Origin of the sequence: Luteibacter anthropi (assembly GCF_023699965.1) — a bacterium.
Classification (GTDB): domain Bacteria; phylum Pseudomonadota; class Gammaproteobacteria; order Xanthomonadales; family Rhodanobacteraceae; genus Luteibacter; species Luteibacter anthropi.
This window is the reverse complement of sequence record NZ_CP077072.1, coordinates 4390569-4415910: the sequence shown is the minus strand read 5'-3', so window position 1 is coordinate 4415910 and position 25342 is coordinate 4390569. Positions and strand designations below refer to the sequence as shown.

Annotated in this window: 21 protein-coding genes, 1 other RNA gene and 1 riboswitch; of the genes, 14 read left to right on the top strand and 8 right to left on the bottom strand. The window is 64.4% G+C overall.

All coding sequences use genetic code 11. From position 1 onward, the window contains the following. Positions 1-88: 88 nt before the first annotated feature. From KR767_RS18655 to smpB, 3 genes are all read right to left on the bottom strand, one after another. A complete protein-coding gene (locus tag KR767_RS18655) occupies positions 89-1438 on the bottom strand; it encodes a site-specific integrase (RefSeq protein WP_250877376.1) in 1350 nt (449 codons plus the stop codon). A gap of 277 nt (positions 1439-1715) precedes the next feature. Continuing rightward, positions 1716-2108: a transfer-messenger RNA gene (gene ssrA / locus KR767_RS18650) on the bottom strand. Positions 2109-2190: 82 nt separating this feature from the next. Beyond that, on the bottom strand, positions 2191-2691 hold the full coding sequence (smpB, locus tag KR767_RS18645) for an SsrA-binding protein SmpB (protein WP_250877375.1): 501 nt from the start codon (positions 2689-2691) through the stop codon (positions 2191-2193). An 82-nt stretch (positions 2692-2773) separates the two neighbouring features. Here smpB and KR767_RS18640 point away from each other — a divergent pair, with 82 nt between their 5' ends. Together KR767_RS18640 and KR767_RS18635 are read left to right on the top strand one after the other, a co-directional pair. Next, positions 2774-3205, top strand: coding sequence for a type II toxin-antitoxin system RatA family toxin (locus KR767_RS18640; protein WP_166946901.1), 432 nt, complete (start codon positions 2774-2776; stop codon positions 3203-3205). Next, positions 3198-3470: an RnfH family protein gene (locus tag KR767_RS18635; RefSeq protein ID WP_345779886.1), complete on the top strand. Its 273-nt coding sequence runs from the start codon at positions 3198-3200 to the stop codon at positions 3468-3470. Before KR767_RS18640 ends, KR767_RS18635 begins: the two co-directional genes overlap by 8 nt. 39 nt (positions 3471-3509) lie before the next feature. On the opposite strand, the gene KR767_RS18630 is transcribed toward KR767_RS18635, so the two are convergent. Further along, a complete protein-coding gene (locus KR767_RS18630) occupies positions 3510-4010 on the bottom strand; it encodes an outer membrane protein assembly factor BamE (protein ID WP_166946899.1) in 501 nt (166 codons plus the stop codon). Between the two features lie 76 nt (positions 4011-4086). On the opposite strand from KR767_RS18630, the gene fur reads away from it, so the two are divergent. Then, complete coding sequence (gene fur, locus KR767_RS18625; protein WP_166946898.1) at positions 4087-4503, top strand: ferric iron uptake transcriptional regulator; 417 nt, start codon at positions 4087-4089, stop codon at positions 4501-4503. A gap of 412 nt (positions 4504-4915) precedes the next feature. Here the strand turns inward: fur and KR767_RS18620 are convergent, their stop codons facing one another. Continuing rightward, entirely contained in the window at positions 4916-6535 is a 1620-nt protein-coding gene (locus tag KR767_RS18620) for an MASE1 domain-containing sensor histidine kinase (protein ID WP_166946897.1), read from the bottom strand. An 86-nt stretch (positions 6536-6621) separates the two neighbouring features. On the opposite strand from KR767_RS18620, the gene KR767_RS18615 reads away from it, so the two are divergent. Beyond that, positions 6622-7251 (top strand): response regulator transcription factor, encoded by a 630-nt coding sequence (locus KR767_RS18615; RefSeq protein ID WP_166946896.1) that lies wholly within the window; start codon positions 6622-6624, stop codon positions 7249-7251. 205 nt (positions 7252-7456) lie between these two features. Here the strand turns inward: KR767_RS18615 and recN are convergent, their stop codons facing one another. Next, positions 7457-9127 (bottom strand): DNA repair protein RecN, encoded by a 1671-nt coding sequence (recN, locus tag KR767_RS18610; RefSeq protein ID WP_166946895.1) that lies wholly within the window; start codon positions 9125-9127, stop codon positions 7457-7459. Between the two features lie 132 nt (positions 9128-9259). Between recN and hrcA the strand changes: the two genes are divergently transcribed. The 6 genes from hrcA (at position 9260) to KR767_RS18580 (ending at position 16626) form a co-directional block, all read left to right on the top strand. Then, positions 9260-10318 (top strand): heat-inducible transcriptional repressor HrcA, encoded by a 1059-nt coding sequence (gene hrcA, locus KR767_RS18605; RefSeq protein WP_166946894.1) that lies wholly within the window; start codon positions 9260-9262, stop codon positions 10316-10318. An 86-nt stretch (positions 10319-10404) separates the two neighbouring features. Continuing rightward, entirely contained in the window at positions 10405-10938 is a 534-nt protein-coding gene (grpE, locus tag KR767_RS18600; protein WP_250877374.1) for a nucleotide exchange factor GrpE, read from the top strand. 132 nt (positions 10939-11070) lie between these two features. Continuing rightward, a complete protein-coding gene (gene dnaK / locus KR767_RS18595; RefSeq protein ID WP_250877373.1) occupies positions 11071-12996 on the top strand; it encodes a molecular chaperone DnaK in 1926 nt (641 codons plus the stop codon). 124 nt (positions 12997-13120) lie between these two features. Continuing rightward, positions 13121-14254, top strand: coding sequence for a molecular chaperone DnaJ (gene dnaJ, locus KR767_RS18590; protein ID WP_166946891.1), 1134 nt, complete (start codon positions 13121-13123; stop codon positions 14252-14254). 254 nt (positions 14255-14508) lie between these two features. Next, on the top strand, positions 14509-15303 hold the full coding sequence (gene dapB / locus KR767_RS18585; protein WP_250877372.1) for a 4-hydroxy-tetrahydrodipicolinate reductase: 795 nt from the start codon (positions 14509-14511) through the stop codon (positions 15301-15303). Positions 15304-15403: 100 nt separating this feature from the next. Continuing rightward, positions 15404-15599, top strand: a riboswitch (yybP-ykoY riboswitch). Between the two features lie 19 nt (positions 15600-15618). Next, complete coding sequence (locus KR767_RS18580; protein WP_250877371.1) at positions 15619-16626, top strand: sodium:calcium antiporter; 1008 nt, start codon at positions 15619-15621, stop codon at positions 16624-16626. Between the two features lie 209 nt (positions 16627-16835). Here the strand turns inward: KR767_RS18580 and KR767_RS18575 are convergent, their stop codons facing one another. Beyond that, positions 16836-17519, bottom strand: a complete 684-nt coding sequence (locus KR767_RS18575; protein WP_166946888.1) for a 2OG-Fe(II) oxygenase — start codon at positions 17517-17519, stop codon at positions 16836-16838. A 215-nt stretch (positions 17520-17734) separates the two neighbouring features. Between KR767_RS18575 and carA the strand changes: the two genes are divergently transcribed. From carA to greA, 3 genes are read left to right on the top strand one after another with little or no spacing between them, the layout of a single operon-like run. Then, positions 17735-18874 (top strand): glutamine-hydrolyzing carbamoyl-phosphate synthase small subunit, encoded by a 1140-nt coding sequence (gene carA / locus KR767_RS18570; protein WP_166946887.1) that lies wholly within the window; start codon positions 17735-17737, stop codon positions 18872-18874. Positions 18875-18925: 51 nt separating this feature from the next. After that, a complete protein-coding gene (carB, locus tag KR767_RS18565; RefSeq protein ID WP_250877370.1) occupies positions 18926-22153 on the top strand; it encodes a carbamoyl-phosphate synthase large subunit in 3228 nt (1075 codons plus the stop codon). Beyond that, on the top strand, positions 22150-22632 hold the full coding sequence (gene greA, locus KR767_RS18560) for a transcription elongation factor GreA (RefSeq protein WP_166946885.1): 483 nt from the start codon (positions 22150-22152) through the stop codon (positions 22630-22632). The genes carB and greA overlap by 4 nt, the downstream gene beginning before the upstream one ends. Before the next feature lie 82 nt (positions 22633-22714). Here greA and KR767_RS18555 read toward each other — a convergent pair whose 3' ends face one another. Next, entirely contained in the window at positions 22715-23515 is an 801-nt protein-coding gene (locus KR767_RS18555; RefSeq protein WP_250877369.1) for a hypothetical protein, read from the bottom strand. A 160-nt stretch (positions 23516-23675) separates the two neighbouring features. On the opposite strand from KR767_RS18555, the gene KR767_RS18550 reads away from it, so the two are divergent. Continuing rightward, positions 23676-25316 (top strand): OFA family MFS transporter, encoded by a 1641-nt coding sequence (locus tag KR767_RS18550; protein ID WP_425602704.1) that lies wholly within the window; start codon positions 23676-23678, stop codon positions 25314-25316. The last annotated feature ends 26 nt before the right edge of the window (positions 25317-25342 follow it).

Below are 25342 nucleotides of genomic sequence, written 5' to 3'. Positions count from 1 at the left end.
AGAGCAGGGAAAAGGTGTCCCACTCTTTCCGCTGAATTCGCAGAGTTCTATTTGGATAATATGTGCTTTGGGGCCGCTCCCCTCGCGGCTAGAGCGCTTCGCTATTTCTTAGTGCTCTCTTTGCCCGACGTTCCAGCGCACGTTGCCGCCGCAAGTAAGGCTCAAAGAAGCCTGATTTGCGCACGTCGACACTCGCCGCCTCGGCAAACCTCACCTTGCTGATGTCTTCAAAGCGTCGGGGCAGGTCGGCGGCCTGGATGTAGTGCTGACGAAGTACTGTCCCGCCTGTGCTATGCCCGGTCAGTTGCGCAATTCGACCGTCCGGAATGCCTGCGCGCTCCGCTGTTGTCGCGAACGTATGTCGGAACGAATGGAAGACCTTTGTCGGGCTCGTGATGTTGCAGGTTTTCCGAAGGTAGGTGCGATTAAACCAGTCACCGATGGCGTCACCCGGCCCGTTCGCTCCCCAGGCAAGCCCGGGAAAGACATGAGGGAAGCCGAATTTTTTGACGTCGGCAACGTAATCGAGAAAGCCAAGGCGAATGAGTTCGGGATGTAGTGGCACGAAGCGCCTGGAGTTCGTGTTCTTGGTTTGGCGGCGGATGTGCATGCCCCAAATGCCGGCAATCTCCTCGAGGTCTTCAACGTGGAGTTGTGCGATTTCGTTGATGCGCGCACCCGAGTACAGGCCAATCAACGGCGCCCAATGCTTGTGGGGCAGGGTGATGGGAAGGTTTTTGGGGGAGAAGATGGTTTGCAGGTCGGCGGACGAGAACGGCTCGCGGGTTCTGGATTCGTCCTGCGCCTTGTTCGTGACCTGAAAGCCATCGCAGGGATTGAAGGGCACCGCACGTCGCTTAACCCACACGCCAAAGAACAGGCGAAGGCGGTCGAGATGCTTCTCTCGGGTACGTGGCGCCAAGCCCGGACTTTTCGCGCGCTTTGCCTTCTCCAAGATTTGCTTGGGTGTCAGGTCGCGGTACTGCGGTTTCTTGCTGGCATTTGGCGGCCAGATACGCATGGCCCCCATGAAGGCGTCGATGTCATCGGCGGAGTAATCCTTAAGGGGCTTGTCGCCCTGAAGGTCAAGGAAAAGCCGAAGCGTGTGTTCGGTGTCCAGCAGATTCTTGGGGCTGCGGTTTTGCCCGGCCATGTGCTCGATGAACTTGCCGATGCGCGCCGACAGCAGCTCTTCCGGTTTGGCCTGGGGTGCGATTGAGGAGGGAGTGGGCGGGCTCGATTGGGCAGCGGCCAACGCCGCCTCATTGCTCAGGCGCAGGTGTTCCAGGTCAAGGGCCAGCGCTCGGGCTTCGGCGTTCTCGCGCTCGGAGCCGTCTGTGATGATGCGAACTCCGCTCGGCAGTTCCAGGGTCAGGTCGACATGGGGGCCACGAGCCGCTGCCAAGGCGATATCAAGCAGATTTTTATGGTCCGCCATGGGCTCCCTCCGCATCCGTTCAAAGGCTTGGCCCAGAACATATCCGATTTGGGCGGCGCGGAGTCGGGCGGCATCGGCGCGTTCGCCTCGCAGGCTCAGCACGAGGTAGCGGCGGCCAAGGGAGGCTCGTAGGAAGCCAGGCACGAAAAAGCGGACATGAAGTCCGCTTGGTCGGTGCAGCAGCAAAGGCTTTGGCACGTGATACCTCGCGTGATACCCGAAGGAATCAACCGAGGCCTAGCCATTTTCCCCAATGAACCGGGGATATGGACCAGATTGGTGGAGGTGGCGGGAGTCGAACCCGCGTCCGAAGGCGTTTAATCTCCAGATCTACATGCTTAGCTCACCGTTAGATCTCGTCCACCGACAGCACGGCGTGCTAAGCGCACCGGCGGACATATCTGATTGATCTGGCGTCAGACCCACAGACGGAGGGTCTTTCGGCGGTCTCATGATAGTGACCCTACACCGGCGAGCATGAGCACAAGACCGGTTCGGGGGTTTGGCCTTTTTTAGGGGCCGGACAGCTTAGGCGGCGAGAGCCACCGAGTTGTCACCGTAGTAGTTGTCATTGGCAACTATGTTTTTTGCAGCTGGTTTAACGAGGAAAGCTACCCCCTCGGCATGCACCAGTAGATCGCACTACCCCCGTCGAAACCAGAACACCCCCGGGGAAAACTGTCGTGTATCTACATCCCACAGTATATGGCCGGGGGAGGGCGCCCACAATGGGCGCCGTCCGGCCATTCAGGTCAGCCGAGGCGGTTGTGCGAGCGCATGACGCGCTGCTTGTCGATCGCCCACTCGCGTTCCTTGTCGGTATTGCGCTTGTCGTGCTCCTGCTTGCCCTTGGCCAGGCCGATTTCGCACTTCACCTTGTTGTTCTTCCAGTACAGCGCCGTGGGCACCAGGGTGTAGCCCTTGCGTTCCACGGCACCCACGAGGCGGTCGATCTCCTCGCGGTGGAGCAGCAGCTTGCGCGTGCGGCGTTCGTTGGCCAGCACGTGGGTGGATGCGCTCATCAGGGGTGGAATCTGGGCGCCCACGAGGAACACCTCGCCATGCTCGATGATGGCGTAGCAGCCCTCGCCGAAGTTGATCCGCCCGGCGCGAAGCGCCTTCAGTTCCCAGCCCTGCAGGGCCACGCCGGCCTCGTAGCGCTGGTCGATGTGATATTCGTGGCGGGCGCGCTTGTTCAGCGCGATGGTGCCGCCGCGTTCCTTTTCGGTGTCCTTTGCCTTCGCTTTTGCCATGTCCGCTAAAATCGTTCGATCGGGTCCCTGATACGAGGCCGGCGGGTCCGTTGGCCGGCAAATATAAGACGAGGTCTATCCAGTGATTGAAATCCGCCGCAGCGCGATCGTGCCTTTCACGCCCGCGCAGATGTTCGACCTGGTCAACGACGTTGAAGCATACCCAAAGCGCTTCGGCTGGTGTGACGCCGCTACCGTGATCGAGCGGGAGGATGACAAGGTGCTGCTCGCCCGGCTGGATCTCAAGTTCGCCGGCATGAAGCAGAACTTCACCACCCGCAACACCATGGAGCGTCCGGAACGGCTCACCATGAAGTTCGTGGAAGGGCCGCTGCGCTCGCTGGATGGGGTGTTCAGCTTCCAGCCGCTGGGTGACCTCGGCTGCAAGATTTCCCTTGAGCTGGACTTCGATTATGCCGGTCTGGGCGGTTCCGTGTTGAAACTGGGTTTCCAGCAGCTGGCCAACCGCATGGTGGACGACTTCTGCGAAGAGGCGCGTCGCCAGTATGGCTGAGCTGGCCGTGGAAGTAGCGTATGCCGGTCCCGAGGGGCAGGCCGTGGTGGCCCTGAGCGTGCCCGTGGGCACCACCGCATGGGATGCCGTAACCCTGGCCTTGCCGCAGCTGCCTGCCGGCGTGGTGCCCGACCCAGGCCGCCTGGGTGTGTTCTCGAAGAAGGTGGCGGCCGATCAGGCGCTGGACGAGGGCGACCGGGTGGAAATCTATCGTGCCCTGACCCTGGACCCCATGGAAGCCCGTCGTCGACGGGCTTCCCGGTAAGGGTGACGCCGCCGCCCGGTGTGCGGGCGGCGAGGTCGCTTACTGCTGCTTGCCGCTATCGGCAGGCGTCGGCGTGTTGCTGTCGGACGAGGCGCCGGCACCGATGTGGATGCCGTCGTCGTCGGACTTCTTGTCGTTGGCGCTGGTGTTCTTGTCGCCCTTGGTTTCCTTCACCGAGTCGGTCTTGTACTTGGCGGAGTCCTTCAGCAGCTGCTGGGCGTCCTGGGCGAAGAAATCGCCTTCGCTACGCACCAGCACATCGTTGTTGAAGGTGAGGGTGAGGGTGCGCGTCGTCATCGCGCGGCCGCGGTGGGAGAACGTGGAGACGTAATCCCAGCGGTTGCTGTCGAAGGGCGAGATCACCGAAGGGGTGCCCAGTAGCACGAGGACCTGACGCTTGGTCATGCCGGGCTGCAACTGGTCGACGTTTTTCTTGTCGAGCAGGTTGCCCTGCTGCACGTCGGGGGTATAGACAATGCCGCAGCCTGCGATGGCGGTTGCCATCATGGCCAAACCCAGCGTGCGGATCAGCTTTTGCATGCGTAGTAACGTCCGGTTCGTGAAGCCTGCGATGATACACTAAGCGCCCAATGGCACCGCGATAGGGGTCTGACAGATGGACCAGGAAACCAAAGAGCTCCGCAAGGCGGGCCTGAAAGTCACGCACCCGCGCATGCGGATCCTGCAGGTCTTCGAGGAGGCCGACGAGCGCCACCTTACGGCCGAGGACATCTACAAGCGCCTGCTCGCGCACCAGGAGGACATCGGGCTTGCCACGGTCTATCGCGTGCTGACCCAGTTCGAGGCGGCCGGCATCGTGATGAAGCATAACTTCGAAGGCGGCCAGGCCGTCTACGAGCTGGACCGCGGCAAGCATCATGACCACATGATCGACGTTGACAGCGGAAAGGTCATTGAGTTCGTCAGCGAGGAGATCGAGCGTCTCCAGCACGAGATTGCCGAGCGCCATGGGTATGTCATTGAGGACCATAGCCTGGTGCTGTATGTGCGACCCAAGAAGAAGGGGCGCTAATTCGTTGTTAATGCTTGATAAAAAGGGTCCGGAAGGGCCCTTTTTTGTGCCCGGCTGTTGTGTAGGAGCGCGCCTTGCGCGCGACCGGGTGTGGCGATGCGCGTGGAGGTTCCCGTCAAACCGGTCGCGCGCGAGGCGCGCTCCTACAAGGGGGGGCAGGATGGTGGCTCGGGACTTTTCCGGAGCCCATAAAAAAACGCCGCCGGTGGACTCCTGTCCACCAGCGGCTTGTCCGGTGAGTCCGAGGCTCGTGAAATGCGAGTTGCTCGCTTCTTTCACGGTGGCGCCTCGTCCCTCCGGTGAGGTGACTACCTTGTCACCTCATCAGGTCGATCGTCCCCACGACCGACCCGGGCTCGCCGTCTCTCGACGGCGGCTCCCCCACATCGATGAAAGGATCGTAACGAAGCGTTCACTGACCCGGTATTGGAAAATTTCCTATGTGGAGACTGCTACTTGTGCTGCGTAGCAACACACGTAGGTGAAGTCCTACAGGTTCGGGGCGGATACGGAATAGGCCGCCGAGGGCCGTAACGCGGTCGCTCATGCCCTGCAGGCCGCGGCCGCCACCGTCCGTCCGGACGGGGCGTGGCGTTGACGGTAGGCCTGCGCCGTCATCACGTATGTCAAGGACGGCAACGGGACCGCTGTCCCGGAGGCCGATTCTGAGCCTCAGGCGAAGTTCGCGGGCCCCGGAATGGCGCACCACGTTGGTCGCGCTCTCCTGCACGATGCGGTAGAGGGCGGTGAGGGTGTCGTCGTCCAGCAGGCGTGGCTCGCCCCGGAGGTCGGTGACATAGGTGATGCCTGCGGCACTCAGCATGTCGCGGATGGGGCCCTCGTCGAGCGCGCGTAGCAGGCCGAATTCATCGAGTACCGAGGGGCGCAGGCTGTCGAGCATCTTGTGCAGCGCCCGCCGCATATGGCCGAGGATGCCGTTGATGGATCGACCGATGTCATCGAGGCCCGCGTTGCCCAGGCGGTTCTGGGCGAGCTTCAGGTGGGTCTGGATGGCGGTGAGGTTCTGGCCCAGCTCGTCGTGCAGTTCCGAGGCCATGTGCCGGCGCAGGTTTTCTTCTGCCTGGAGGTTGCCGCGGGCGGCGTCGCGCAGCTGGCGGGCCAGCTGGTCCAGGCGCTGGTTGGCGGCGGCCAGGTGAGTGTTCTGCTGGGCCACGCGTTCGCTGCTCCGGCGCAGTGCGTCGGTGGCCGCGCCCAGCATGAGCGTGCCGGTGCCCGCCACGGCCAGGAACAGGTGCGCGGCGGCCGTGGGAGCGCCACGGCCGATCATGTCCTCGGTCACGTTGAGGCCCACGCTGGTGATCAGCATCGCCAGGCCGGCGCCGCGCCAGCCGTGGCGGAAGGCGAAGAACAGCACGGGGGCCAGCGACAGCACCCGAGCGAACTGCGGCTGCGGCGAGTATTCGGCGAGAGTGATGAGGATGGCGAGCGAGGGCAGCATCACCAGCAGGCCGTCGAGCAGCAGCTCGGCCATGGCCGACTGCGTGGGGCGCTCGCGGAACACGAGTACCAGCACGGGCACCACCAGCAACACGCCGAGGTAGTTGCCCAGCAGGTCGCTGCCGAAGGTAGTGCCCAGCATTTCGACGGGGGCGGCCGGATGCATGCTCGCCATCATCGCGGCGTTGCCCACCGTGGCGACGGTGGCGGTGACCATGGCCGACAGCAGCAATCGGGCGACGTCTTCCGGCGTGCTCAGGCTGGCATGCAGATGGGCGCGACGAAGTAGCCAGAGGCAGGCGGCCACCATGAGGGGTTCGGGCACGTCGCCCAGCACGAAGCCGGCCCCGGTGATGGGCAGGCCGCTGCGCCATTCGCAGAATCCGCTGGCGGCGACTTCCGCGACGAGGATCCACAGCCAGTGGCGGGTGGGCGATAGAAGCAGGGCACCGAAACGCAGGCCGAAGGGAATGACCCAGAAAGGCTGCTCGGTGGGCCAGACCAGGATCCACGCCACGGCATAGCCGAGGGCGGACAGCGGGCCGGCGAAGCGGGTAAGCGCGTGTAGTCGCATGGACGAATGTTACACGTCGACTGCCGGTCGCCGCGCTCTGGCGGAAGTCGTGCACAGGTGTGGGGTTTGCCTGCTACATTCTGCGAATGCCAAGAATCGTCCTTGTAGATGACCACGCCATCGTTCGTGAGGGTTTCAAGCGGCTCATCGAGCTGGAACCCGACCTGGACGTCGTTGCCGAAGCCCGCAATGCGGATGAGGCGGTCGACGCCGTCACCCAGCATCGCCCCGACCTGGTGGCGGTAGACCTATCGCTTCCCGATGGCAGTGGCCTGCCGTTGATCGAGCACCTGGGCAGCATTTCCCCCGATATGCGCATCGTCGTGCTGAGCATGCATGACGGTGAGCCGTATGTATCGGAGGCTTTGCGCCGGGGTGCGCGGGGCTACGTCACGAAGGGGGTGGCGCCGGAGGAGCTGGTTGCCGCCGTTCGTGCCGTGCTGTCGGGCGAGCAGTACCTCAGCTCGGACCTGCGCGAGCGTCGGTTGAGCCGGCCATCGGCGGATCTGGACCCCATGAGCAAGCTGACGGCGCGCGAGCGGGAGGTTTTCCTGCTGCTGGCCGCCGGGCGTGCGCCGAAGCAGGTGGCTGCGGAGCTGGGGATCGGGCAGAAGACGATCTACATCCATAGGGCCGCGGTGATGAACAAGCTCAACGCCGGGTCGGAACTGGATCTTTACCGCATGGCGCAGGAGCGGGGGCTCATCCGCTCCTGACGCCACGCCTCCTGCACACAACCAATAACCCGGTTGCCTTGTAGGAGCGCGCCTTGCGCGCGACCGGTGTGACCGGAACGCTCGGTTGATGAGGCGTTTGGTGATCCCGGTCGCGCACGAGGCGCGCTCCTACAGGAGTGGGGTGGCTGGGGCGTGGTGCTATTCCGGTCGCGCGCAAGGCGCGCTCCTACACGTGCTTTTGGCTTCAGCCTTGGGCGCGGTCCAGCATTTTCTTTGCGTGGGCGCGGGTTTCCTTGGTGATTTCCACACCGCCCAGCATGCGGGAGATTTCCTCGCGGCGGCCGGCGGCGTCGAGCGCCTGGATCTTCGTGCGCGTGGCCTCACCATCGCTGGCCTTGGATACCTGCAAGTGAGCATGGCCCTGTGCCGCCACCTGGGGCAGGTGGGTAACGCACAGCACCTGCACGCGCTCGCCCAGCGCACGCAGCTTCTGGCCCACCACTTCGGCCACGGCGCCGCCGATGCCGGTGTCCACTTCGTCGAAGATCATGCAGCCGATGTTGTCGTTGCCCAGCGTGGCGACTTCGATGGCGAGGCTGATGCGGGCCAGTTCGCCGCCCGAGGCCACCTTGCGCAGCGGGCGCGGCGGCTGGCCGGGGTTGGCACTGACCAGCAGTTCGCAGCGCTCGCGGCCCTGCGGGTCGGGGTCGTCGCCTTCCAGCGTTTCCAGTGCGACTTCGAGCCGTCCACCGGACATGCCCAGTTCGCCCATGAGGGCGGCCACCGTGCTTCCCAGGCGGGCGGCGGCATCCTTGCGAGCGGCGGAGAGCGACTTCGCGGCGTCGTTCCAGGCCTTGTGCAGGCGATCGCGCTCGTGGGCCAGTCGTTCCAGCGCGTCACCGGCGCCTTCCAGTTCGGTGAGGCGCTCGCGTACTTCTTCGGCCTTGCCCGAGAGATCTTCGATGGGCAGGCGATAGCGGCGGGACAGGTCGTGCAGGTGGGTGAGGTGGGTATCCACCTCGGCCAGTCGCTCCGGGTCCAGTTCCACGTCCTGCGCGTAGCGGCTTAAGCCGTCCACCGCTTCGCCCACCTGGATCTGCGCGCTGTCGAGCAGTTCCAGCGTGGGGGTGAGCGTGGCATCCAGCTCGGCCAGGCGGGACAGCTCGGCATGGGCGCGGAGCAGGGCGCGACCGATGGCGAATTCGCTTTCGCCGTCGAGCAGTTCCACCACGCCGTTGGCGCCTTCGGCCAGCCGGCCGGCATTGGCGAGGCGGCGATGCTGGGCTTCGAGCTCTTCGAGCGCGGCAGGCACGAGTGCCCAGCGGTCGAGTTCTTCCAGTTCGTGGCGGAGCAGGTCGATCTGGTGTTCGCGATCGTCACCACCGGACAGCGCGCGGATGCGGTTCACCGCGTCGCGCCATGCCCTGGCCGTGTCGCGCACGGCGGCCAGCAGCGCGTCGTTGCCCGCATAGGCATCGAGCAGGGTCATCTGGTGCTGGCGCGAGAGCAGGGCCTGGTGCTCGTGCTGGCCGTGGATCTCGACGATGAGCGCGGCCAGTGCGGACATCTGCGCAAGGCTGGCCGGGCGGCCGTTGATCCAGCCGCGGGTGCCGCCTTCGGCGCGGATCACGCGGCGCAGCTGGCAGGTGTCGCCGTCGTCCAGTTCTTCCTGGCGCAGCCACTCGGCGGCTTCGGGCAGGCCGCCCAGGTCGAATTCGGCGGCCAGCTCGGCGCGGTCGCTGCCTGCGCGGACCATGCCGCTGTCGGCGCGGGCGCCGGCGAGCAGCATCAGGGCATCCACGAGCAACGACTTGCCGGCGCCGGTCTCGCCGCTGACCACGGTGAGGCCGGGTCCGAAGGCGATCTCGGCTTCTTCGACGACGGCGAACTGACGGACGTAGAGCGAGGTGAGCATGGGCACCGGGGCGGCGAAAGGAATCGCGGCGATTGTAGCCGGAGGCGTGTCGCAGAAGCCGAGACTTGCAAGCCGGGGCTCAAGACCTTATTGATAGCGCGACGTTCCGAACCTTCCGGCCCACCCACGCGCATGAATCCGCTCCACGGTCACGACATCGATGCTCGCGCGCGCCGGCTGCTGCGGACCCTGATTGCCCAATACCTGTCCGATGGCGAGCCGGTCGGATCGCGCACGCTCGCCCGTTCGTCGGGCCTGGAAGTGAGCCCGGCCACCATCCGCAACATCATGGCCGACCTGGAAGACGCCGGCCTGGTGGCCTCGCCGCACACCTCGGCCGGGCGCGTGCCCACGCCGCGCGGCCTGCGGCTGTTCGTCGACAGCCTGCTCGAACTGAAACCGCTGCCGCGAGACGAGATGGCCCGCCTGCAGGGCGGCTTGCCGCCGCACCAGACGACCACGCGTGATCTGCTGGGCAACGTATCGAACCTGCTGTCGGCCATGACCCACTTCGCCGGCGTGGTCACGGTGCCGCGCCAGGGCGACTTCCCGCTGCGCCATATCGACTTCGTGAACCTGCCCGACGCCCGCGTGCTGGTCGTGCTGGTGTTCTCGGACAACCAGGTGCAGAACCGCGTGGTCCAGCTCACCCGTCCGCTGGACGGCGGCGAGCTGGAGCAGGCCGCCAACTACCTCAATGCCCATTTCACCGGTTTTCGCCTTGCCGACATCCGCGCCCACCTGGCGACGGAGCTGCGGGAGGCCGGTGGTGAGCTGAACCGCCTGCTGTCCAGCGTGGTGGAGCTGGCCACGGCCTCGTTCGGCGACCAGGACGCCGACGACGTGCTGGTCAGCGGACAGACCAACCTCATGGGTTATTCGGAACTGGCCGACATCGACCGGCTCCGCGACCTCTTCGACGCCTTCCAGCAGAAGCGCGACCTGCTTCAGCTCATGGAAATGTGCGTCAAAGCCCCGGGCGTACGCCTGTTCATCGGCGAGGAGTCCGGTTTCTCGGCCCTCGACGGGTGCAGCATCGTCACCGCCACCTATGGCACGAACGGCCGCATGCTTGGCGCGATCGGAGTTATTGGACCGACGCGTATGGCATATGAGCGGGTCATTCCGGTAGTGCAGGCCACTGCCGGACTGCTCAGCGATGCCTTGAATCGCGCCGCGGCGACCTCATAAACCGCCCCGGGAGGCGGGTTTAGTATTTCCCGCGAATGTTCGGCCCTTCCACGGGATGGGCCGGTTAGCTGACATTTGGAGTAAACATGCAGAACAACGATCCCCACGTGCCGGATCCGGCGCAGGAAGGCGGCGCCGACAACGGCGTGAACGCAGACCTCGACGCCCTGACCGCCAGGCTGGCGGCCCTCGAATCCGAGCTGTCCCAGGCGCGCGAGACGGTGCTTCGCGAGCGGGCGGAGATCGAAAACCAGCGTCGCCGTCTCCAGCGCGACCTGGACCAGGCCCGCCGCTTCGCCAACGAGAAACTGCTCGGCGAACTGCTGCCGGTCTACGACGGTCTCGCGCTCGGCCTCGCCAACGAGAACGCCGATGCGAAGACGCTGCGCGAAGGTCTCGACCTCACGCTCAAGCAGCTCGAAAAGGTGACCCAGGCCAACGGCCTGTCCCTGGTCGATCCGCTGCACCAGCCGTTCAACCCGGAACACCACCAGGCCATCAGCTCGGTCGAGTCGAACGAGCATGCGCCTAACACCGTGGTGGCCGTGGTCCAGAAGGGCTTCGTGCTGAACGATCGTCTGCTGCGTCCGGCGCTTGTCGCCGTGGTGCGCGACAACTGAACGAAAGCTCGCTGCACGCGCTCCGGCGACGTGCGACGGGATCTCACAAAGTATTGAATCGCTGGGGCGCAGCCCCACTTTCTTCACAGCAGCGGCCGCGGGGGCCGCATTGAAATTCGGAGCAACTTCATCATGGCCAAGATCATCGGCATCGACCTCGGTACCACCAACAGCTGCGTTGCAGTGATGGAAGGTACGACTGCACGCGTCATCGAGAACGCCGAGGGCGATCGCACCACGCCGTCCATCGTCGCGTTCACCAAGGACAACGAAGTCCTGGTCGGTGCGCCTGCCAAGCGCCAGAGCGTCACCAACCCCAAGAACACCTTCTACGCGGTGAAGCGCCTCATCGGCCGCAAGTTCACCGACGCCGAAGTGCAGAAGGACCTCAAGATCGTTCCTTACGGCATCGTTGCGCACGATAACGGCGACGCCTGGGTGCAGACCGCCGACGGCAAGAAGATGGCCCCGCAGGAGATCTCCTCGAAGGTCCTGATGAAGATGAAGAAGACCGCCGAGGATTTCCTCGGTGAGTCGGTGACCGAAGCGGTCATCACCGTGCCGGCCTACTTCAACGACAGCCAGCGCCAGGCCACCAAGGACGCAGGCAAGATCGCCGGCCTCGACGTCAAGCGCATCATCAACGAGCCCACCGCGGCCGCGCTGGCCTATGGCCTCGACAAGGCGTCCACCACCGATCGCAAGATCGCCGTGTACGACCTGGGCGGCGGCACCTTCGACGTGTCGATCATCGAGATCGCCAACGTCGACGGCGAGAAGCAGTTCGAAGTGCTGGCCACCAACGGCAATACCTTCCTGGGTGGCGAAGACTTCGACAACCGCGTCATCGACTACCTCGTGGAAGAGTTCAAGAAGGAGCAGGGCATCGACCTGCGCCAGGACCAGCTCGCCCTGCAGCGCCTGAAGGACGCCGCCGAGCGCGCCAAGATCGAACTGTCGTCGTCGCACCAGACCGACGTGAACCTGCCGTACGTCACCGCCGACGCCACGGGCCCGAAGCACCTCAACATCAAGCTGACCCGCGCCAAGCTGGAGTCGCTGGTGGAAGACCTGGTCAAGGGCACCATCGAGCCGTGCCGCACTGCGCTCAACGATGCCGGCCTGCGCGTGTCCGACATCCACGAAGTCATCCTCGTCGGCGGCCAGACCCGCATGCCGAAGGTGCAGGAAGCCGTGAAGGATTTCTTCGGCAAGGAGCCGCGCAAGGACGTCAACCCGGATGAAGCCGTCGCCGTGGGCGCCGCGATCCAGGGTGGCGTGCTGGGCGGTACCGTGAAGGACGTCCTCCTGCTCGACGTCACCCCGCTGTCGCTCGGTATCGAGACGATGGGCGGCGTGATGACCAAGCTCATCGAGAAGAACACCACGGTGCCGACCAAGGCCTCGCAGGTCTTCTCCACCGCCGACGACAACCAGACGGCCGTGACCGTGCACGTGCTCCAGGGTGAGCGCGAGCGCGCCAACGCCAACAAGTCGCTGGGCAAGTTCGACCTGTCGGGCATCCGTTCGGCCCCGCGTGGCACGCCGCAGATCGAAGTTACCTTCGACATCGACGCCAACGGCATCCTGCACGTGTCCGCGAAGGACAAGGACACCGGCAAGGAACAGAAGATCGAGATCAAGGCCGGCTCGGGCCTGTCGGACGAGGAAGTCGCGCGCATGGTCGCCGACGCCGAGGCCAACCGCGAGGAAGACAAGAAGTTCCACGAACTGGTGCAGGTACGTAACAAGGCCGACCAGCTGGTCCACGCTACCCGTAGCCAGCTGAAGGAGCACGGCGGCAAGATCCCGGCCGAGCAGCTGGCAACCATCGACGGTGCCGTGTCCGACCTGGAGAAGGCGCTGACGGGCGAAGACAAGGACGTGATCGAAGCCAAGATCGCCAACCTCGAGCAGGTGGCCCAGTCGCTGGCCGCTGCTGCCCAGGCCGGCGGTGCGCACGATTCGGCCCAGCAGTCGGCGCCGGGTGGCGGTTCCGCCCAGCCGGACGACGTGGTCGACGCCGAGTTCACCGAAGTCAAGGACGAAAAGAAGTAAGTCGTCCTCGAAGGGTAGGGCGGTGCCGGTGGATGCCGGCACCGTCACCAACGGTCAATCGGTTCGGACGCGCCGCGGCGAAAGCTGACGGCGCGTTCGTCCGTCCAGGGAAAGCAAGCGTGACATGAGTACCAAGCGCGACTACTACGAAATTCTCGGTGTGGAACGCACCGTTACCGAGGGCGACCTCAAGACCACCTTTCGTCGCGTCGCGATGAAGTACCACCCCGACCGCAATCCGGACGACCCGGCGGCGATCGACAAATTCAAGGAAGCCAAAGAGGCCTACGACGTGCTCTCCGATGCGCAGAAGCGCGCGGCGTACGATCAGTACGGCCACGCCGCCTTCGAGGGCGGTGGCTTCGGTCGTGGCGGTGGCGCCGGTGGTTTCGGCGACGTCGGCGACATTTTCGGCGACATCTTTGGCGATATTTTCGGCGGTGGCGGCGGACGCCAGCGCGCACGCCGTGGCGCCGACCTGCGCTACATGATGGATCTTGATCTCGAAGAAGCCGTGTTCGGCGTCGAGAAGAAGATTGAAATCCCCACCCAGGTGAACTGCCACCACTGCAACGGCTCGGGCTCGGAAGACGGCAAGGTCTCCAAGTGCCCCACCTGCGCCGGCCATGGCCGCGTACGCATGCAGAACGGCATTTTCTCCATCCAGCAGGCTTGCCCTACCTGTCACGGTTCGGGGCAGAAGATCGAAAAGCCCTGCAAGAAGTGCCATGGCGAGGGCCGCATCGAGGAAGAGCGCACGCTATCGGTGCGTATTCCGGCCGGCGTGGACAATGGCGATCGCATCCGCCTCACGGGGCAGGGCGAAGCCGGTCCGGCGGGTTCGCCGTCGGGCGATCTCTACGTGGAAGTGCGCGTGCGTGAGCATGCGATCTTCCAGCGTGATGGTTCCGACCTGTATTGCGAAGTGCCCATCCGCATCGCCCAGGCGGCGCTCGGCACCGAGCTGATGGTGCCGACGCTGGAAGGCGAGGTGCCGGTCAACGTGCCGCCCGAAACGCAGACGGGTCACCAGGTGCGCCTGCGCGGACGTGGCGTGAAGTCGGTGCGTGGCGGACGCCCGGGCGACCTCATCTGCACGGTGGTGGTGGAAACGCCGGTACGCCTCACGAAGGAACAGCGCGAACTGCTCCAGCAGTTCGAAGCCACCTTCGTCGGCGACGAAGCCGCAAAACACACCCCACGCTCGAACACCTTCATGGACGGCATCAAGGACTTCTGGTCCCGCGTCACCTCATAAAACCCCTGTAGGAGCGTGCCTCGCGCGCGACCGGTCGAAGCCGTGAACTACACGCTCCGTCCCAGTCGCGCGCAAGGCGCGCTCCTACAGAAGCCGAGCATCAGCCACCCCGCATCAGGTCACCCGCAACTCCCTGTAGGAGCGCGCCTCGCGCGCGACCGGTCGGAAGCCGTGAACTACACGCTCCGCCCAGTCGCGCGCAAGGCGCGCTCCTACATTAGGATAGCCCTTCGATTTTATAAGAAGGCTTTCCCATGACCCGCCCCATTCGTCTCGCCATCAGCGGTGCTTCCGGCCGCATGGGCCTCGCGCTGCTCAATCTCGTGCGCGACGACGGACGCTTCGAACTCGTGCGGGCCATCGTTTCTTCGAAATCCACGCGCCTCGGCAAGGCCGTCTACGGCGATGTTTCGCCGCTGCGCTTCTCCGCGTGGAGCGATGCAACCGGCATCGACGTCGTCATCGACTTCAGTGGCCCGGAGGGCCTCGACCAGGCGCTCGATCACTGCGAAGCCAGTGGCGCGGCGCTCGTTACCGGCACGACCGGTCTTTCAGTCGAGCAGGAAGCACGCCTCACCCACGCCGCCGAACGCATCGCCGTTCTCCGCGCCGCCAACTTCAGCCTCGGCGTGGCCGTACTCACGCGCCTGCTGCGCGAAGCGGCGGCCGCACTGCCCAACTGGGACCTCGATATCGTCGAGGCACATCACAGCCGCAAGGAAGACGCCCCGTCGGGTACGGCGCTTGCGCTCGGCCACGCGGCAGCTGCCGGGCGCGGCGCCACGCTGGACGAACTGGCCGTCTATTCGCGCGAAGGCCGACCAGGCGCACGCAAGGCTGGCACCATCGGCTTCGCCGTGGTGCGCGGCGGCGACATCGTCGGTGAGCACCAGGCCTTGCTGATGGGGCAGGGCGAGCGCGTGGAGCTGGGCCACCGCGCCACTGACCGCTCGATCTTCGCGCGTGGCTCCCTCGAATCCGCCGCCTGGATGGCCGGCCGTGCACCGGGCGCCTGGACCATCGAAGACGTCATCGCCGCCAAGGTGTAGGAGCGCGCCTTGCGCGCGACCGGGTTGGAGTAATGAACTCACGGCTTCGTGCCCGGTCGCGCGCGAGGCGCGCTCCTACACAAATCGTGGTAGCATCCGCCCCGATGTCATTGGGGAGTAGCCATCCTCTTTCCCCCTGAGGAGTTCGCGTCAACAGACTTGGCGGCCTTGTGCCCCATGGCGCGAACGGCAGCGACGCATGGAGAGTGCGTCGCCGGCCCGGCGAGACCTTTGGCCTTCGACATGCTCACCCGGCCGGGCGAGCGGTGTCGTTGTGCCATCGGTTCTTCGCGCTCGCCCGGCCCTGTCTGAATCATGCTGCTGACATGCTTCCTTTTCCTGGTTTCGGCCGGGGCTATCTATTTCGCCTGCGAATACTTCGTCAATGGCGTGGAATGGTTCGGGCGCAAGCTCAACCTGGGCGCCACGGCCACCGGCACGGTGCTGGCCGCCTTCGGTACGGCATTGCCCGAAAGTGCGGTGACCTTCGTCGCCGTGATGTTCGGCAAGACCCCGGAAGCCAGGGACATCGGCGTGGGTGCTGCGCTCGGCGGCCCGCTGGTGCTCGCCACCATCGCCTATGCCGTGGTCGGATTTGCCTTATATCTGGGCCGTAAGCGATTGAATCGCCCGGATACCCGGGTTCGCGTGGACAACAAGCGGCTGGCCCGCGACCAGTCCTGGTTTCTGGCGATCTTCGTGGTGAAGGTGGGACTGGGCCTGATCGCCTTTGCCTGGAAGTCCTGGCTGGGCGTGCTCTTTCTGCTGGCGTATGTCCTCTATGTCTGGCGCGAGATGCGTGACGACACGAGTGCTCCTGAGGACGAGGAGCTGGAGGCGCTTACTTTCCGCCCCAACGACGCCAATCCATCCATGGGCTGGGTGATGTTGCAGACCGGGCTGGCCTTGCTCGTCATTGCCATCGCCTCGCGCACCTTCGTCTGGCAGCTGGAAGCTTTTGGGGAGTTCTTCCATCTTTCGCCGCATATCGTGGCGCTGGTGCTGAGCCCGGTGGCGACAGAACTGCCCGAGACGGTCAATGCGCTGATCTGGGTGCGGCAGGGCAAGGAGCGACTGGCACTGGCGAACATTTCCGGCGCGATGATGATCCAGGCCACTATTCCCAGTTCGCTGGCGCTGTTCGCCACGCCGTGGCTGTTCGATACGCCGCTGATCGTGGCTGGCGTGATCACCGCCGTGGCGGTGGTGGCGTTGTGGGCGATGTTCCGTCGCGGGGCAGTGGAGGCACGCTGGCTGATGCCGATCGGTCTGCTTTATGGCGTGTTTGCGGTGTTTGTGGGGTGGTATTTCGGGCGGGGGTGAGCGCCGCTGAGCATGGGGCGTTTGTGCTATCCCGGTCGCGCGCGAGGCGCGCTCCTACAGATGCTGCTTCGGCCCGGTCGCGCGCAGGCGCGCTCCTACAGGGCGGCTTGTGTAGGAGCGCGCCTCGCGCGCGACCGGACCGAAGCGATGACACCGCCATGCCGAAGCGCGCCTTGCGCGCGACCCGTCAGAAGCGAAACCCTCGCACCTCAATCCCGATGCGACGCATTCCGGTCGCGACCGGCGCCCATCTGGCGATCCAGCTTGCCGAAGATCTTCTTGAACACCCGCGAGAACTTACCGCGCTTGGTCTTGCGGTTCTTCTCTTCCTCGGAAGTGAGCCAGGCCACCTGGATCACCCGGCGCTCGCCCTCGTAGGGCAGGTGGCCGTGGTAGGAATTCTCGGCGCGGCGGAACACGGCAAACTCGCCGTACAGTGGCTTCAGCTCCGGCACCACCGTGTCGTCGATGTTGTCGATGGAGTTCAGAAAGCGCAGGCAGCCGTCGCTGGTGTCCGGCCACAGGGGATTCAGGTAGATCAGCGCCGTGGCGATCTTTGACTTGCTGTCGGTATGGATCGTGCCGTGGCGGCGGTTGAGCAGGCGGCAGAGCGTGACCAGAGTGGGGTAGTTCTCAAGCCCCTCGATACCCAGATGCCGACCGATGGCTGCCGAAAACGCCCGTGAGGTCATCTGCCCCACCAACTCGTTCACGGACGGACCGCAGTCGCCGGCGTCGTACGGGAAGAACCCCGCGCTGGAATACTGGGGGAAATCCCGCTCCAGTTCCGGGCGGGCCTCGTCGGGCAACTGGCCGTGCGCAATCATGAACGAGAACGGCTCATGCCGGATGTCGGTGTCGGGACGATCCAGGCGGGCGGGGTCCAGCAGCATGGCGGGTGGTTCTCGTGTGATGCCTCGTTCGATTGTATCGTGGCAGACCGCTGTTCCTGCGGCAAATCGTGTACTCTCGTTCACGGTTGAAATGGTGGACAGAAGAGGGCTTCGCGCCTATCATTCTTACCCGCCCAACGATTACTTATCCCCAAGGCCCACGAGCCGCTAAACGCTGGCTTGCGGGCTTTGCTGCACCTGAAGGCGGCCATCCCATGCGTACTCCTGCTCTGCTTGCTCTCGAAGACGGCAGCGTTTTTCTCGGCCACTCGGTCGGTGCCCGCGGTGAGACCGTCGGTGAGGTGGTGTTCAACACCGCCATGACCGGTTATCAGGAAATCCTGACCGATCCCTCGTACAACCAGCAGATCGTCACGCTGACGTACCCGCACATCGGCAACACCGGCACCAACGAAGTCGACGTCGAAGCCGACCGTGTCCACGCGGCGGGCCTCATCGTCCGCGACGTTCCCCGTCTGGCCAGCAACTGGCGCAGCCAGGAACCCCTGCCGCACTACCTCGAGCGCCACAACATCGTGGCCATCGCTGGCATCGACACGCGTCGTCTCACCCGCATCCTTCGCGAGAAGGGCGCGCTGAACGGCTGCATCGTCGCCGGTGAAGCCATCGATGCCGACGCCGCCGTGGCGAAGGCCAAGGGCTTCCCTGGCCTCAACGGCATGGACCTGGCCAAGGTGGTCAGCACCACGAAGACCTACCAGTGGTCCGAAGGCGTCTACGACCTCGACCGCCAGGCCTTCTACAACGCGCCGAAGAAATTCCACGTGGTGGCTTACGACTTCGGCGTGAAGCGCAACATCCTGCGCCTGCTCGCCGGTCGCGGCGTCGACATCACCGTGGTTCCGGCGCAGACGCCGGCCTCCGAAGTGCTCGCCATGAATCCGGATGGCGTGTTCCTCGCCAACGGCCCGGGCGATCCGGCTGCCTGCGACTACGCCATCGAGGCCACGAAGCAGATTCTCGACACGAAGATCCCCACCTTCGGCATCTGCCTCGGTCACCAGATCATGGCCCTCGCCATCGGCGCGAAAACGCTGAAGATGAAGTTCGGCCATCACGGCGCGAATCATCCAGTGAAGGACCACGACACCGGCCGCGTGCTGATCAGCTCGCAGAACCACGGCTTCGCCGTGGATCCCGCGACGCTGCCGGCCAACGTCCGCGTCACCCACACCTCGCTGTTCGACGGCTCGCTGCAGGGCTTCGCCCTCACCGATCGCCCGGCGTTCTGCTTCCAGGGTCACCCGGAAGCCAGCCCGGGTCCGGAAGACGTCGGCTACCTGTTCGACACGTTCATCGCCGCGCTGGAAGCGCACAAGGCGAAGCAGGCGTAACACGCCGCACGCCACTGCCTTCCATCCAGCCTTCGATTTGCGAGAGATACCATGCCAAAGCGCACCGATCTAAAGACCATCCTCATCATTGGCGCCGGCCCGATCGTCATCGGTCAGGCCTGTGAGTTCGACTACTCCGGCGCCCAGGCCTGCAAGGCCCTGAAGGAAGAGGGCTACCGCGTCGTCCTGGTCAATTCGAACCCGGCGACGATCATGACCGACCCCGACACCGCCGATGCGGTGTACATCGAGCCGATCAACTGGCAGACCGTCGAGCGCATCATCGCCAAGGAGCGCCCGGACGCCGTGCTGCCCACGATGGGCGGCCAGACCGGCCTCAACTGCGCACTCGATCTCGCCGACAACGGCGTGCTCGAAAAGTACGGCGTGGAGCTGATCGGCGCGTCGCGCGAAGCCATCCGCATGGCCGAAGACCGCGACCTGTTCCGCAAGGCCATGGCCGACATCGGCCTGGAATGCCCCAAGGCTGCCGTGGCCCGCTCCATGGAGCAGGCGCTCGAAATCCAGACCACCGTCGGCTTCCCGACCATCATCCGCCCGAGCTTCACCCTTGGCGGCTCCGGTGGCGGCATCGCCTACAACAAGGAAGAATTCGTCGAGATCGTCGGCCGCGGCCTCGAACTCTCGCCCACGCACGAAGTGCTGGTCGAAGAGTCGGTGCTGGGCTGGAAGGAATTCGAGATGGAAGTGGTCCGCGACAAGGCGGACAACTGCATCATCGTGTGCTCGATCGAAAACTTTGATCCGATGGGCGTGCACACCGGCGACTCCATCACGGTCGCCCCGGCACAGACGCTCACCGACAAGGAATACCAGCGCCTGCGTAACGCATCCATCGCGGTGCTGCGCAAGATCGGCGTGGACACCGGTGGCTCCAACGTGCAGTTCGGCATCAACGCCGAAGACGGCCGCGTGGTCGTCATCGAGATGAACCCGCGCGTGTCGCGTTCGTCGGCGCTGGCCTCCAAGGCCACCGGCTTCCCGATCGCCAAGGTCGCCGCCAAGCTCGCCGTCGGCTACACGCTGGACGAACTGCGCAACGACATCACCGGTGGCCTCACCCCGGCGTCGTTCGAGCCGTCCATCGACTACGTCGTCACCAAGATCCCGCGCTTCGCCTTCGAGAAGTTCCCGGCGGCCGACGCCCGCCTCACCACGCAGATGAAGTCGGTGGGCGAAGTGATGGCCATGGGCCGCACCTTCCACGAATCGATGCAGAAGGCCCTGCGCGGCCTGGAAATCGGCAAGACCGGTCTCAACCCCACCGGCCTGGACATCGGCAGCGAAGAAGGCTTCCAGACGCTCAAGCGCGAACTGCGCGAGCCGCGTCCGGACCGCGTGTTCCACGTGGCCGATGCCTTCCGCGCCGGCCTGTCGCTGGAAGAAGTGCACGACCTGACCCGCATCGATCCGTGGTTCCTCGCCGCGTTCGAAGACATCGTGATGACCGAAGGCGAAGTGCAGCGCCAGGGCCTCACCGCCCTCGACGAGCCGCGCATGCGCGAGCTCAAGCGCATGGGCTTCTCCGATGCGCGTCTGGCCGAGCTGGTTGGTACCGACGAAGGCGCCGTGCGTCACCTGCGTCGCACGCTGGGCGTGCGCCCGGTGTACAAGCGCGTGGATTCCTGCGCCGCCGAGTTCGCCACCACCACCGCGTACATGTATTCCACGTACGAGGAAGAGTGCGAGGCGAACCCGACCGACAAGAACAAGATCATCGTGCTGGGTGGCGGTCCGAACCGCATCGGTCAGGGCATCGAGTTCGACTACTGCTGCGTGCACGCGGCTCTCGCCCTGCGCGAGGATGGTTTCGAAACCATCATGGTCAACTGCAACCCGGAAACCGTCTCCACCGACTACGACACTTCCGACCGCCTGTACTTCGAGCCGCTCACGCTCGAAGACGTGTTGGAGATCGTCGACCTCGAAAAGCCGAAGGGCGTTATCGTGCAGTACGGCGGCCAGACCCCGCTCAAGCTCGCCCGTGCGCTTGAAGCCGCCGGCGTGCCGGTGATCGGCACCAGTGCCGACTCGATCGACCTGGCGGAAGATCGCGAGCGCTTCCAGAAGATGATCCAGAAGCTGGATCTCAAGCAGCCGCCGAACCGCACCGCGCGCAACGCCGACGAAGCGCTGGCCCTGGCTCGCGAGATCGGCTACCCGCTGGTGGTGCGCCCGAGCTACGTGCTCGGCGGCCGTGCCATGGAAATCGTCTACGCCGATGCCGATCTCTCGCGCTACATCCGCGAGGCCGTGCAGGTGTCCAACGAGTCGCCGGTGCTGCTCGACCGCTTCCTCGACCACGCCGTGGAAGTGGACGTGGACATCGTCGCCGACGCCGAGGGCAACGTGCTGGTGGGCGGCATCATGGAGCACATCGAGGAAGCCGGTGTGCACTCGGGCGATTCCTCGTGCTCGCTGCCGCCGTACTCGCTCTCGCAGGAAGTGCAGGACGAAATGCGCCGCCAGGTGAAGCTGATGGCGAAGGAACTGAAGGTCATCGGCCTCATGAATACGCAGTTCGCCATCCAGGGCGACGACGTGTTCATCCTCGAAGTGAATCCGCGCGCCTCGCGCACGGTGCCCTTCGTCTGCAAGGCCACCGGCATGTCGCTGGCGAAGATCGCCGCGCGCGCCATGGCCGGTCGCACGCTGGTGGAGCAGGGCACGACGAAGGAAATCATCCCGTCGTACTACTCGGTGAAGGAAGCCATCTTCCCGTTCCTGAAGTTCCAGAACGTCGATCCGATCCTCGGCCCCGAGATGCGTTCCACGGGCGAAGTGATGGGCGTGGGCCGCACCTTCGGCGCCGCCTTCGCGCGCGGCCACGACGCCGCCGGCATCAAGGCCCCGCCGAAGGGCAAGGTGTTCATGTCGGTGCGTGACGCCGACAAGGACCGCCTGCTGCCCATCGCGAAGGACGTGGCCGATCGCGGCTATGTCATCGTCGCCACGGCGGGCACGGCCACGTTCCTGCAGGACAACGGCGTTGCCTGCGAGCGCATCAACAAGGTGCTCGAAGGTCGTCCGCACATCGTCGATCTCATCAAGAACGGCGAAGTGGTCTATATCGTCAACACGACGGAAGGCAAGCAGGCCATCTCTGACTCCTTCTCCATCCGTCGCGAAGCCTTGCAACAGCGTGTCACGTATTCCACGACCGTCGCAGGTGCGCGTGCCCTGGTGCACTCGCTCGACTTCCACACGAACCCGGAAGTGAACAGCCTGCAGGAACTGCACAAGGAGCTTCATGCATGAGCAGCACACGTCCACCCATGACCCAGAAGGGCGCCGACCGCCTGCGTACCGAGCTGGAACACCTCAAAGGCCCGAAGCGCCAGGCGATCATCGCCGCGGTGGCCGAGGCGCGTGCGCACGGTGACCTGAAGGAAAACGCCGAGTACCACGCGGCGCGCGAAGAGCATGGCTTCAACGAAGGCCGCATCGCGGAGCTGGAAGCCGCGCTGTCGAATTCGGAAGTCATCGATACCGAGCGTCTTGGCGTCGGTTCGCGCATCGTGTTCGGCGCCATCGTCGAACTGGTGGATCTGGACTCCGAGGTGGAAGTCACCTACCAGATCGTGGGCGACGTGGAAGCGGACATCAAGAAGAACCTTATCGCCGTGTCTTCCCCGATCGCGCGTGCGCTGATCGGCAAGAGCGAAGGCGACGAGTTCGACTTCACGGCGCCGAACGGCGTGAAGAGCTACGAGATCAAGGGCGTGCGTTACAGCTGATTTCGTTGCGTCATGCCGTGGTGAAAATACGCCCCTTATGGGGCGTTTTTTCTGCCCGGTGCCGAGAATTGTTGGCGCGCATCTAAAGGGTGGTGCTGTACGAGTACTGTCCGGTTCTAAGGCTGCATTTAGCTCTGGATAGATAGCTGGCGAACCACTCGATCTGCTCGGTCTTGCGTTTATCGTTCTGGTGCTGGATGCGTTCGTCCTGGATCTTTTCCATCAACACGTCTCTTACATCTTCAAGGGTGAACTCATCACCGTCGTAACTCAGTGTGCGCTCCATCTCCAGCATGTAGAAGATGTTCAGGTAAAAGCGTTTGTCCTCATCGTCCTGATTCACGATCCGTGGAGTCCAGTCACGCACCAGCTTGTTCATGAGTGCGACGGATTCCTCTGACTGATTGCGTGTCTCGAAATCGTGCTGTAGCTTGCCCGCTTCCTCGGATAGCAGGATTCTCGGGTAGTTCGCGTCCTTCGATTCCAGCCGGTAGGCTTCATTAATTGCAGGGCCGAAGCATCCATCGGAATCGACGAAAGCGTCATCCAGCGTCACGCCACCCCGGACACGATAGCCGTGGCGTGCCAGCCTCAAGGCCAATATCGACGTATTGAAGAGAGCAACATGCAATAACTGCTCGTCGCTGCGTTTTTCAGCGGGAAGGCCGGGCTTGTGAAAGTAGGTGATGTATGCGCAGTCCGAAAAACTGAAGAGCTTGCGGTCGTACGCGACATGCGAGTGCGAATCAGAAGCCTGGCGCTCCTGGCTCTCCCGTACGCTGGAATGGAAAAGGCGATGTATCGCGTATTTCTTCTCGAAGCCCGTGATGTCCCTTGATCCAACGATGTCGATGAAAATGACGACCATTTTCTCGTAGCCCATTGCCGTTCCCTGGAGTCGTTGAGTGCCGTGGGCAGGATGACAGGTAGGCGAGAGTTCGTGTTGTAGAAGGGTTGATACTGCTGCTTGCTGGCGGGGCACTGGAAATCGGCAGGCAGACCTCTAATATGCCCGCAAGGTAGCCGAATCTGCGGGGGTGGATATGGGCGCAGCAAGAACGGATGGCCGTGTGACGGGGCCACTGGCACGTGAGCGCACCATCGCAGGGCCTTCTTTCAACCGCTGGCTGGTACCGCCTGCCGCGCTGGCCATCCACCTGTGCATCGGCATGGCCTACGGGTTTTCCGTCTTCTGGCTGCCCATGACGAAACTGGTTCCCGGCGCGGATGCGGCCGCTTGTGCCAGCCAGGGGTTCATCGACCAGCTCACCACCGCCACGTGCAACTGGACAGTGCCGTCGGTCAACCATGTCTTCGAGACCTTCATCGCCATGCTGGGGCTGGCTGCCGCCATCTGGGGCGGCTGGCTGGAGCACGCCGGGCCACGCAAGGCGGGATTCATCGCTGCCTGTTTCTGGGGTGGCGGCCTCGTGATTGGAGGGATTGGCGTCGCGGTCCACCAGCTGTGGCTGGTCTACCTCGGCTGTGGCCTGCTGGGGGGCATAGGGCAGGGCCTGGGTTACATCACGCCGGTATCCACCCTGATCAAGTGGTTCCCGGACCGACGAGGGCTTGCCACGGGCTTTGCCATCATGGGCTACGGTGGCGGCGCCATGATCGGGGCGCCGATTGCCGTGAAACTTATGGAGGTGTTCCGCCAGGGTGAGATTGCGGGCGTTGCGGCGACCCTTGTCGTGATGGGCGTCCTGTATTTCGTGGTCATGTCGTTGGGCGCCTTTGGCTTCCGCGTGCCGCCGGCGGGGTGGAAGCCTGCGGGATGGAAGCCCGGTACGTATAGCCGGGCGCTCCCCATGGTGACGCGCGGTCATGTGCATCTTGACCGCGCCTGGAAGACGCCTCAGTTCTGGCTTATCTGGGGCGTGCTGTGCATGAACGTCACGGCGGGCATCGGGGTGATCTCCATGGCTAGCCCGATGTTGCAGGACGTCTTCGGTGGACGACTGCTGGGCGCGGACCCGGCCGTCGAACTCACCGCTGCGCAGAAGGCGGCGATTGCCGCGGCGGCGGCCGGTCTGGTGGGGCTGGTCAGCCTGTTCAACAGCGTGGGGCGTCTGTTCTGGGCGTCGGCGTCCGATGTGCTGGGGCGCAAGCTGACCTACGCCATCTTCTTCATCCTCGGCATCGTGCTCTACTGCCTGCTGCCCAGCCTCGGCCACTTCGGCATGGCGGCGCTCTTCGTCATTACGGTCTGCGTGATCCTTTCGATGTACGGCGGCGGTTTCGCCACCGTGCCCGCCTATCTGGCGGATATTTTTGGAACCCAGATGGTAGGCGCCATCCATGGTCGCCTCCTGACCGCCTGGTCCGTAGCGGGCGTCATCGGGCCGGTACTGATCGCCAGCATCCGCGAATCCCAGCTCGGCGCTGGCGTGCCGAAGAATCTCGTCTACGATCGCACGCTCTACATTCTCGCCGGGCTGCTGCTGGTCGGCCTGGTCTGCAACCTGCTGGTGCGCCCCGTGGATCCACGCCACCACATGAGCGAAGCGCAGCTCCAGAGGGAGCGCTCGATGCAGCACGAGGCGATGGCCTCCGAGGCAACTCTGGCCGCCGCCGCGCGTGGCCCGCTGGGAGCATTGGGAATCGTCGCGTGGCTGGCCGTGGGCATACCGTTCCTGATTGGCGTATGGATTGCCTTGCAGAAGGCTGCCGCGCTGCTATAACGGAAATCGTTGGCAGTGCAGGGGGT

What these genes read in the sequence shown, in the direction of transcription:
- recN (WP_166946895.1), bottom strand. Translation starts at nt 9,127, where the DNA reads ATGCTCACCTCGCTCTACGTCCGTCAGTTCGCCGTCGTCGAAGAAGCC.
- KR767_RS18550 (WP_425602704.1), top strand. Translation starts at nt 23,676, where the DNA reads ATGGGCGCAGCAAGAACGGATGGCCGTGTGACGGGGCCACTGGCACGT.
- KR767_RS18630 (WP_166946899.1), bottom strand. Translation starts at nt 4,010, where the DNA reads ATGCAAAAGCTGATCCGCACGCTGGGTTTGGCCATGATGGCAACCGCC.
- dnaK (WP_250877373.1), top strand. Translation starts at nt 11,071, where the DNA reads ATGGCCAAGATCATCGGCATCGACCTCGGTACCACCAACAGCTGCGTT.
- KR767_RS18620 (WP_166946897.1), bottom strand. Translation starts at nt 6,535, where the DNA reads ATGCGACTACACGCGCTTACCCGCTTCGCCGGCCCGCTGTCCGCCCTC.
- KR767_RS18635 (WP_345779886.1), top strand. Translation starts at nt 3,198, where the DNA reads ATGGCTGAGCTGGCCGTGGAAGTAGCGTATGCCGGTCCCGAGGGGCAG.
- KR767_RS18580 (WP_250877371.1), top strand. Translation starts at nt 15,619, where the DNA reads ATGCTGCTGACATGCTTCCTTTTCCTGGTTTCGGCCGGGGCTATCTAT.
- KR767_RS18575 (WP_166946888.1), bottom strand. Translation starts at nt 17,519, where the DNA reads ATGCTGCTGGACCCCGCCCGCCTGGATCGTCCCGACACCGACATCCGG.
- grpE (WP_250877374.1), top strand. Translation starts at nt 10,405, where the DNA reads ATGCAGAACAACGATCCCCACGTGCCGGATCCGGCGCAGGAAGGCGGC.
- carB (WP_250877370.1), top strand. Translation starts at nt 18,926, where the DNA reads ATGCCAAAGCGCACCGATCTAAAGACCATCCTCATCATTGGCGCCGGC.
- carA (WP_166946887.1), top strand. Translation starts at nt 17,735, where the DNA reads ATGCGTACTCCTGCTCTGCTTGCTCTCGAAGACGGCAGCGTTTTTCTC.
- dnaJ (WP_166946891.1), top strand. Translation starts at nt 13,121, where the DNA reads ATGAGTACCAAGCGCGACTACTACGAAATTCTCGGTGTGGAACGCACC.
- dapB (WP_250877372.1), top strand. Translation starts at nt 14,509, where the DNA reads ATGACCCGCCCCATTCGTCTCGCCATCAGCGGTGCTTCCGGCCGCATG.
- KR767_RS18555 (WP_250877369.1), bottom strand. Translation starts at nt 23,515, where the DNA reads ATGGGCTACGAGAAAATGGTCGTCATTTTCATCGACATCGTTGGATCA.
- fur (WP_166946898.1), top strand. Translation starts at nt 4,087, where the DNA reads ATGGACCAGGAAACCAAAGAGCTCCGCAAGGCGGGCCTGAAAGTCACG.
- smpB (WP_250877375.1), bottom strand. Translation starts at nt 2,691, where the DNA reads ATGGCAAAAGCGAAGGCAAAGGACACCGAAAAGGAACGCGGCGGCACC.
- KR767_RS18615 (WP_166946896.1), top strand. Translation starts at nt 6,622, where the DNA reads ATGCCAAGAATCGTCCTTGTAGATGACCACGCCATCGTTCGTGAGGGT.
- hrcA (WP_166946894.1), top strand. Translation starts at nt 9,260, where the DNA reads ATGAATCCGCTCCACGGTCACGACATCGATGCTCGCGCGCGCCGGCTG.
- KR767_RS18655 (WP_250877376.1), bottom strand. Translation starts at nt 1,438, where the DNA reads ATGGCGGACCATAAAAATCTGCTTGATATCGCCTTGGCAGCGGCTCGT.
- greA (WP_166946885.1), top strand. Translation starts at nt 22,150, where the DNA reads ATGAGCAGCACACGTCCACCCATGACCCAGAAGGGCGCCGACCGCCTG.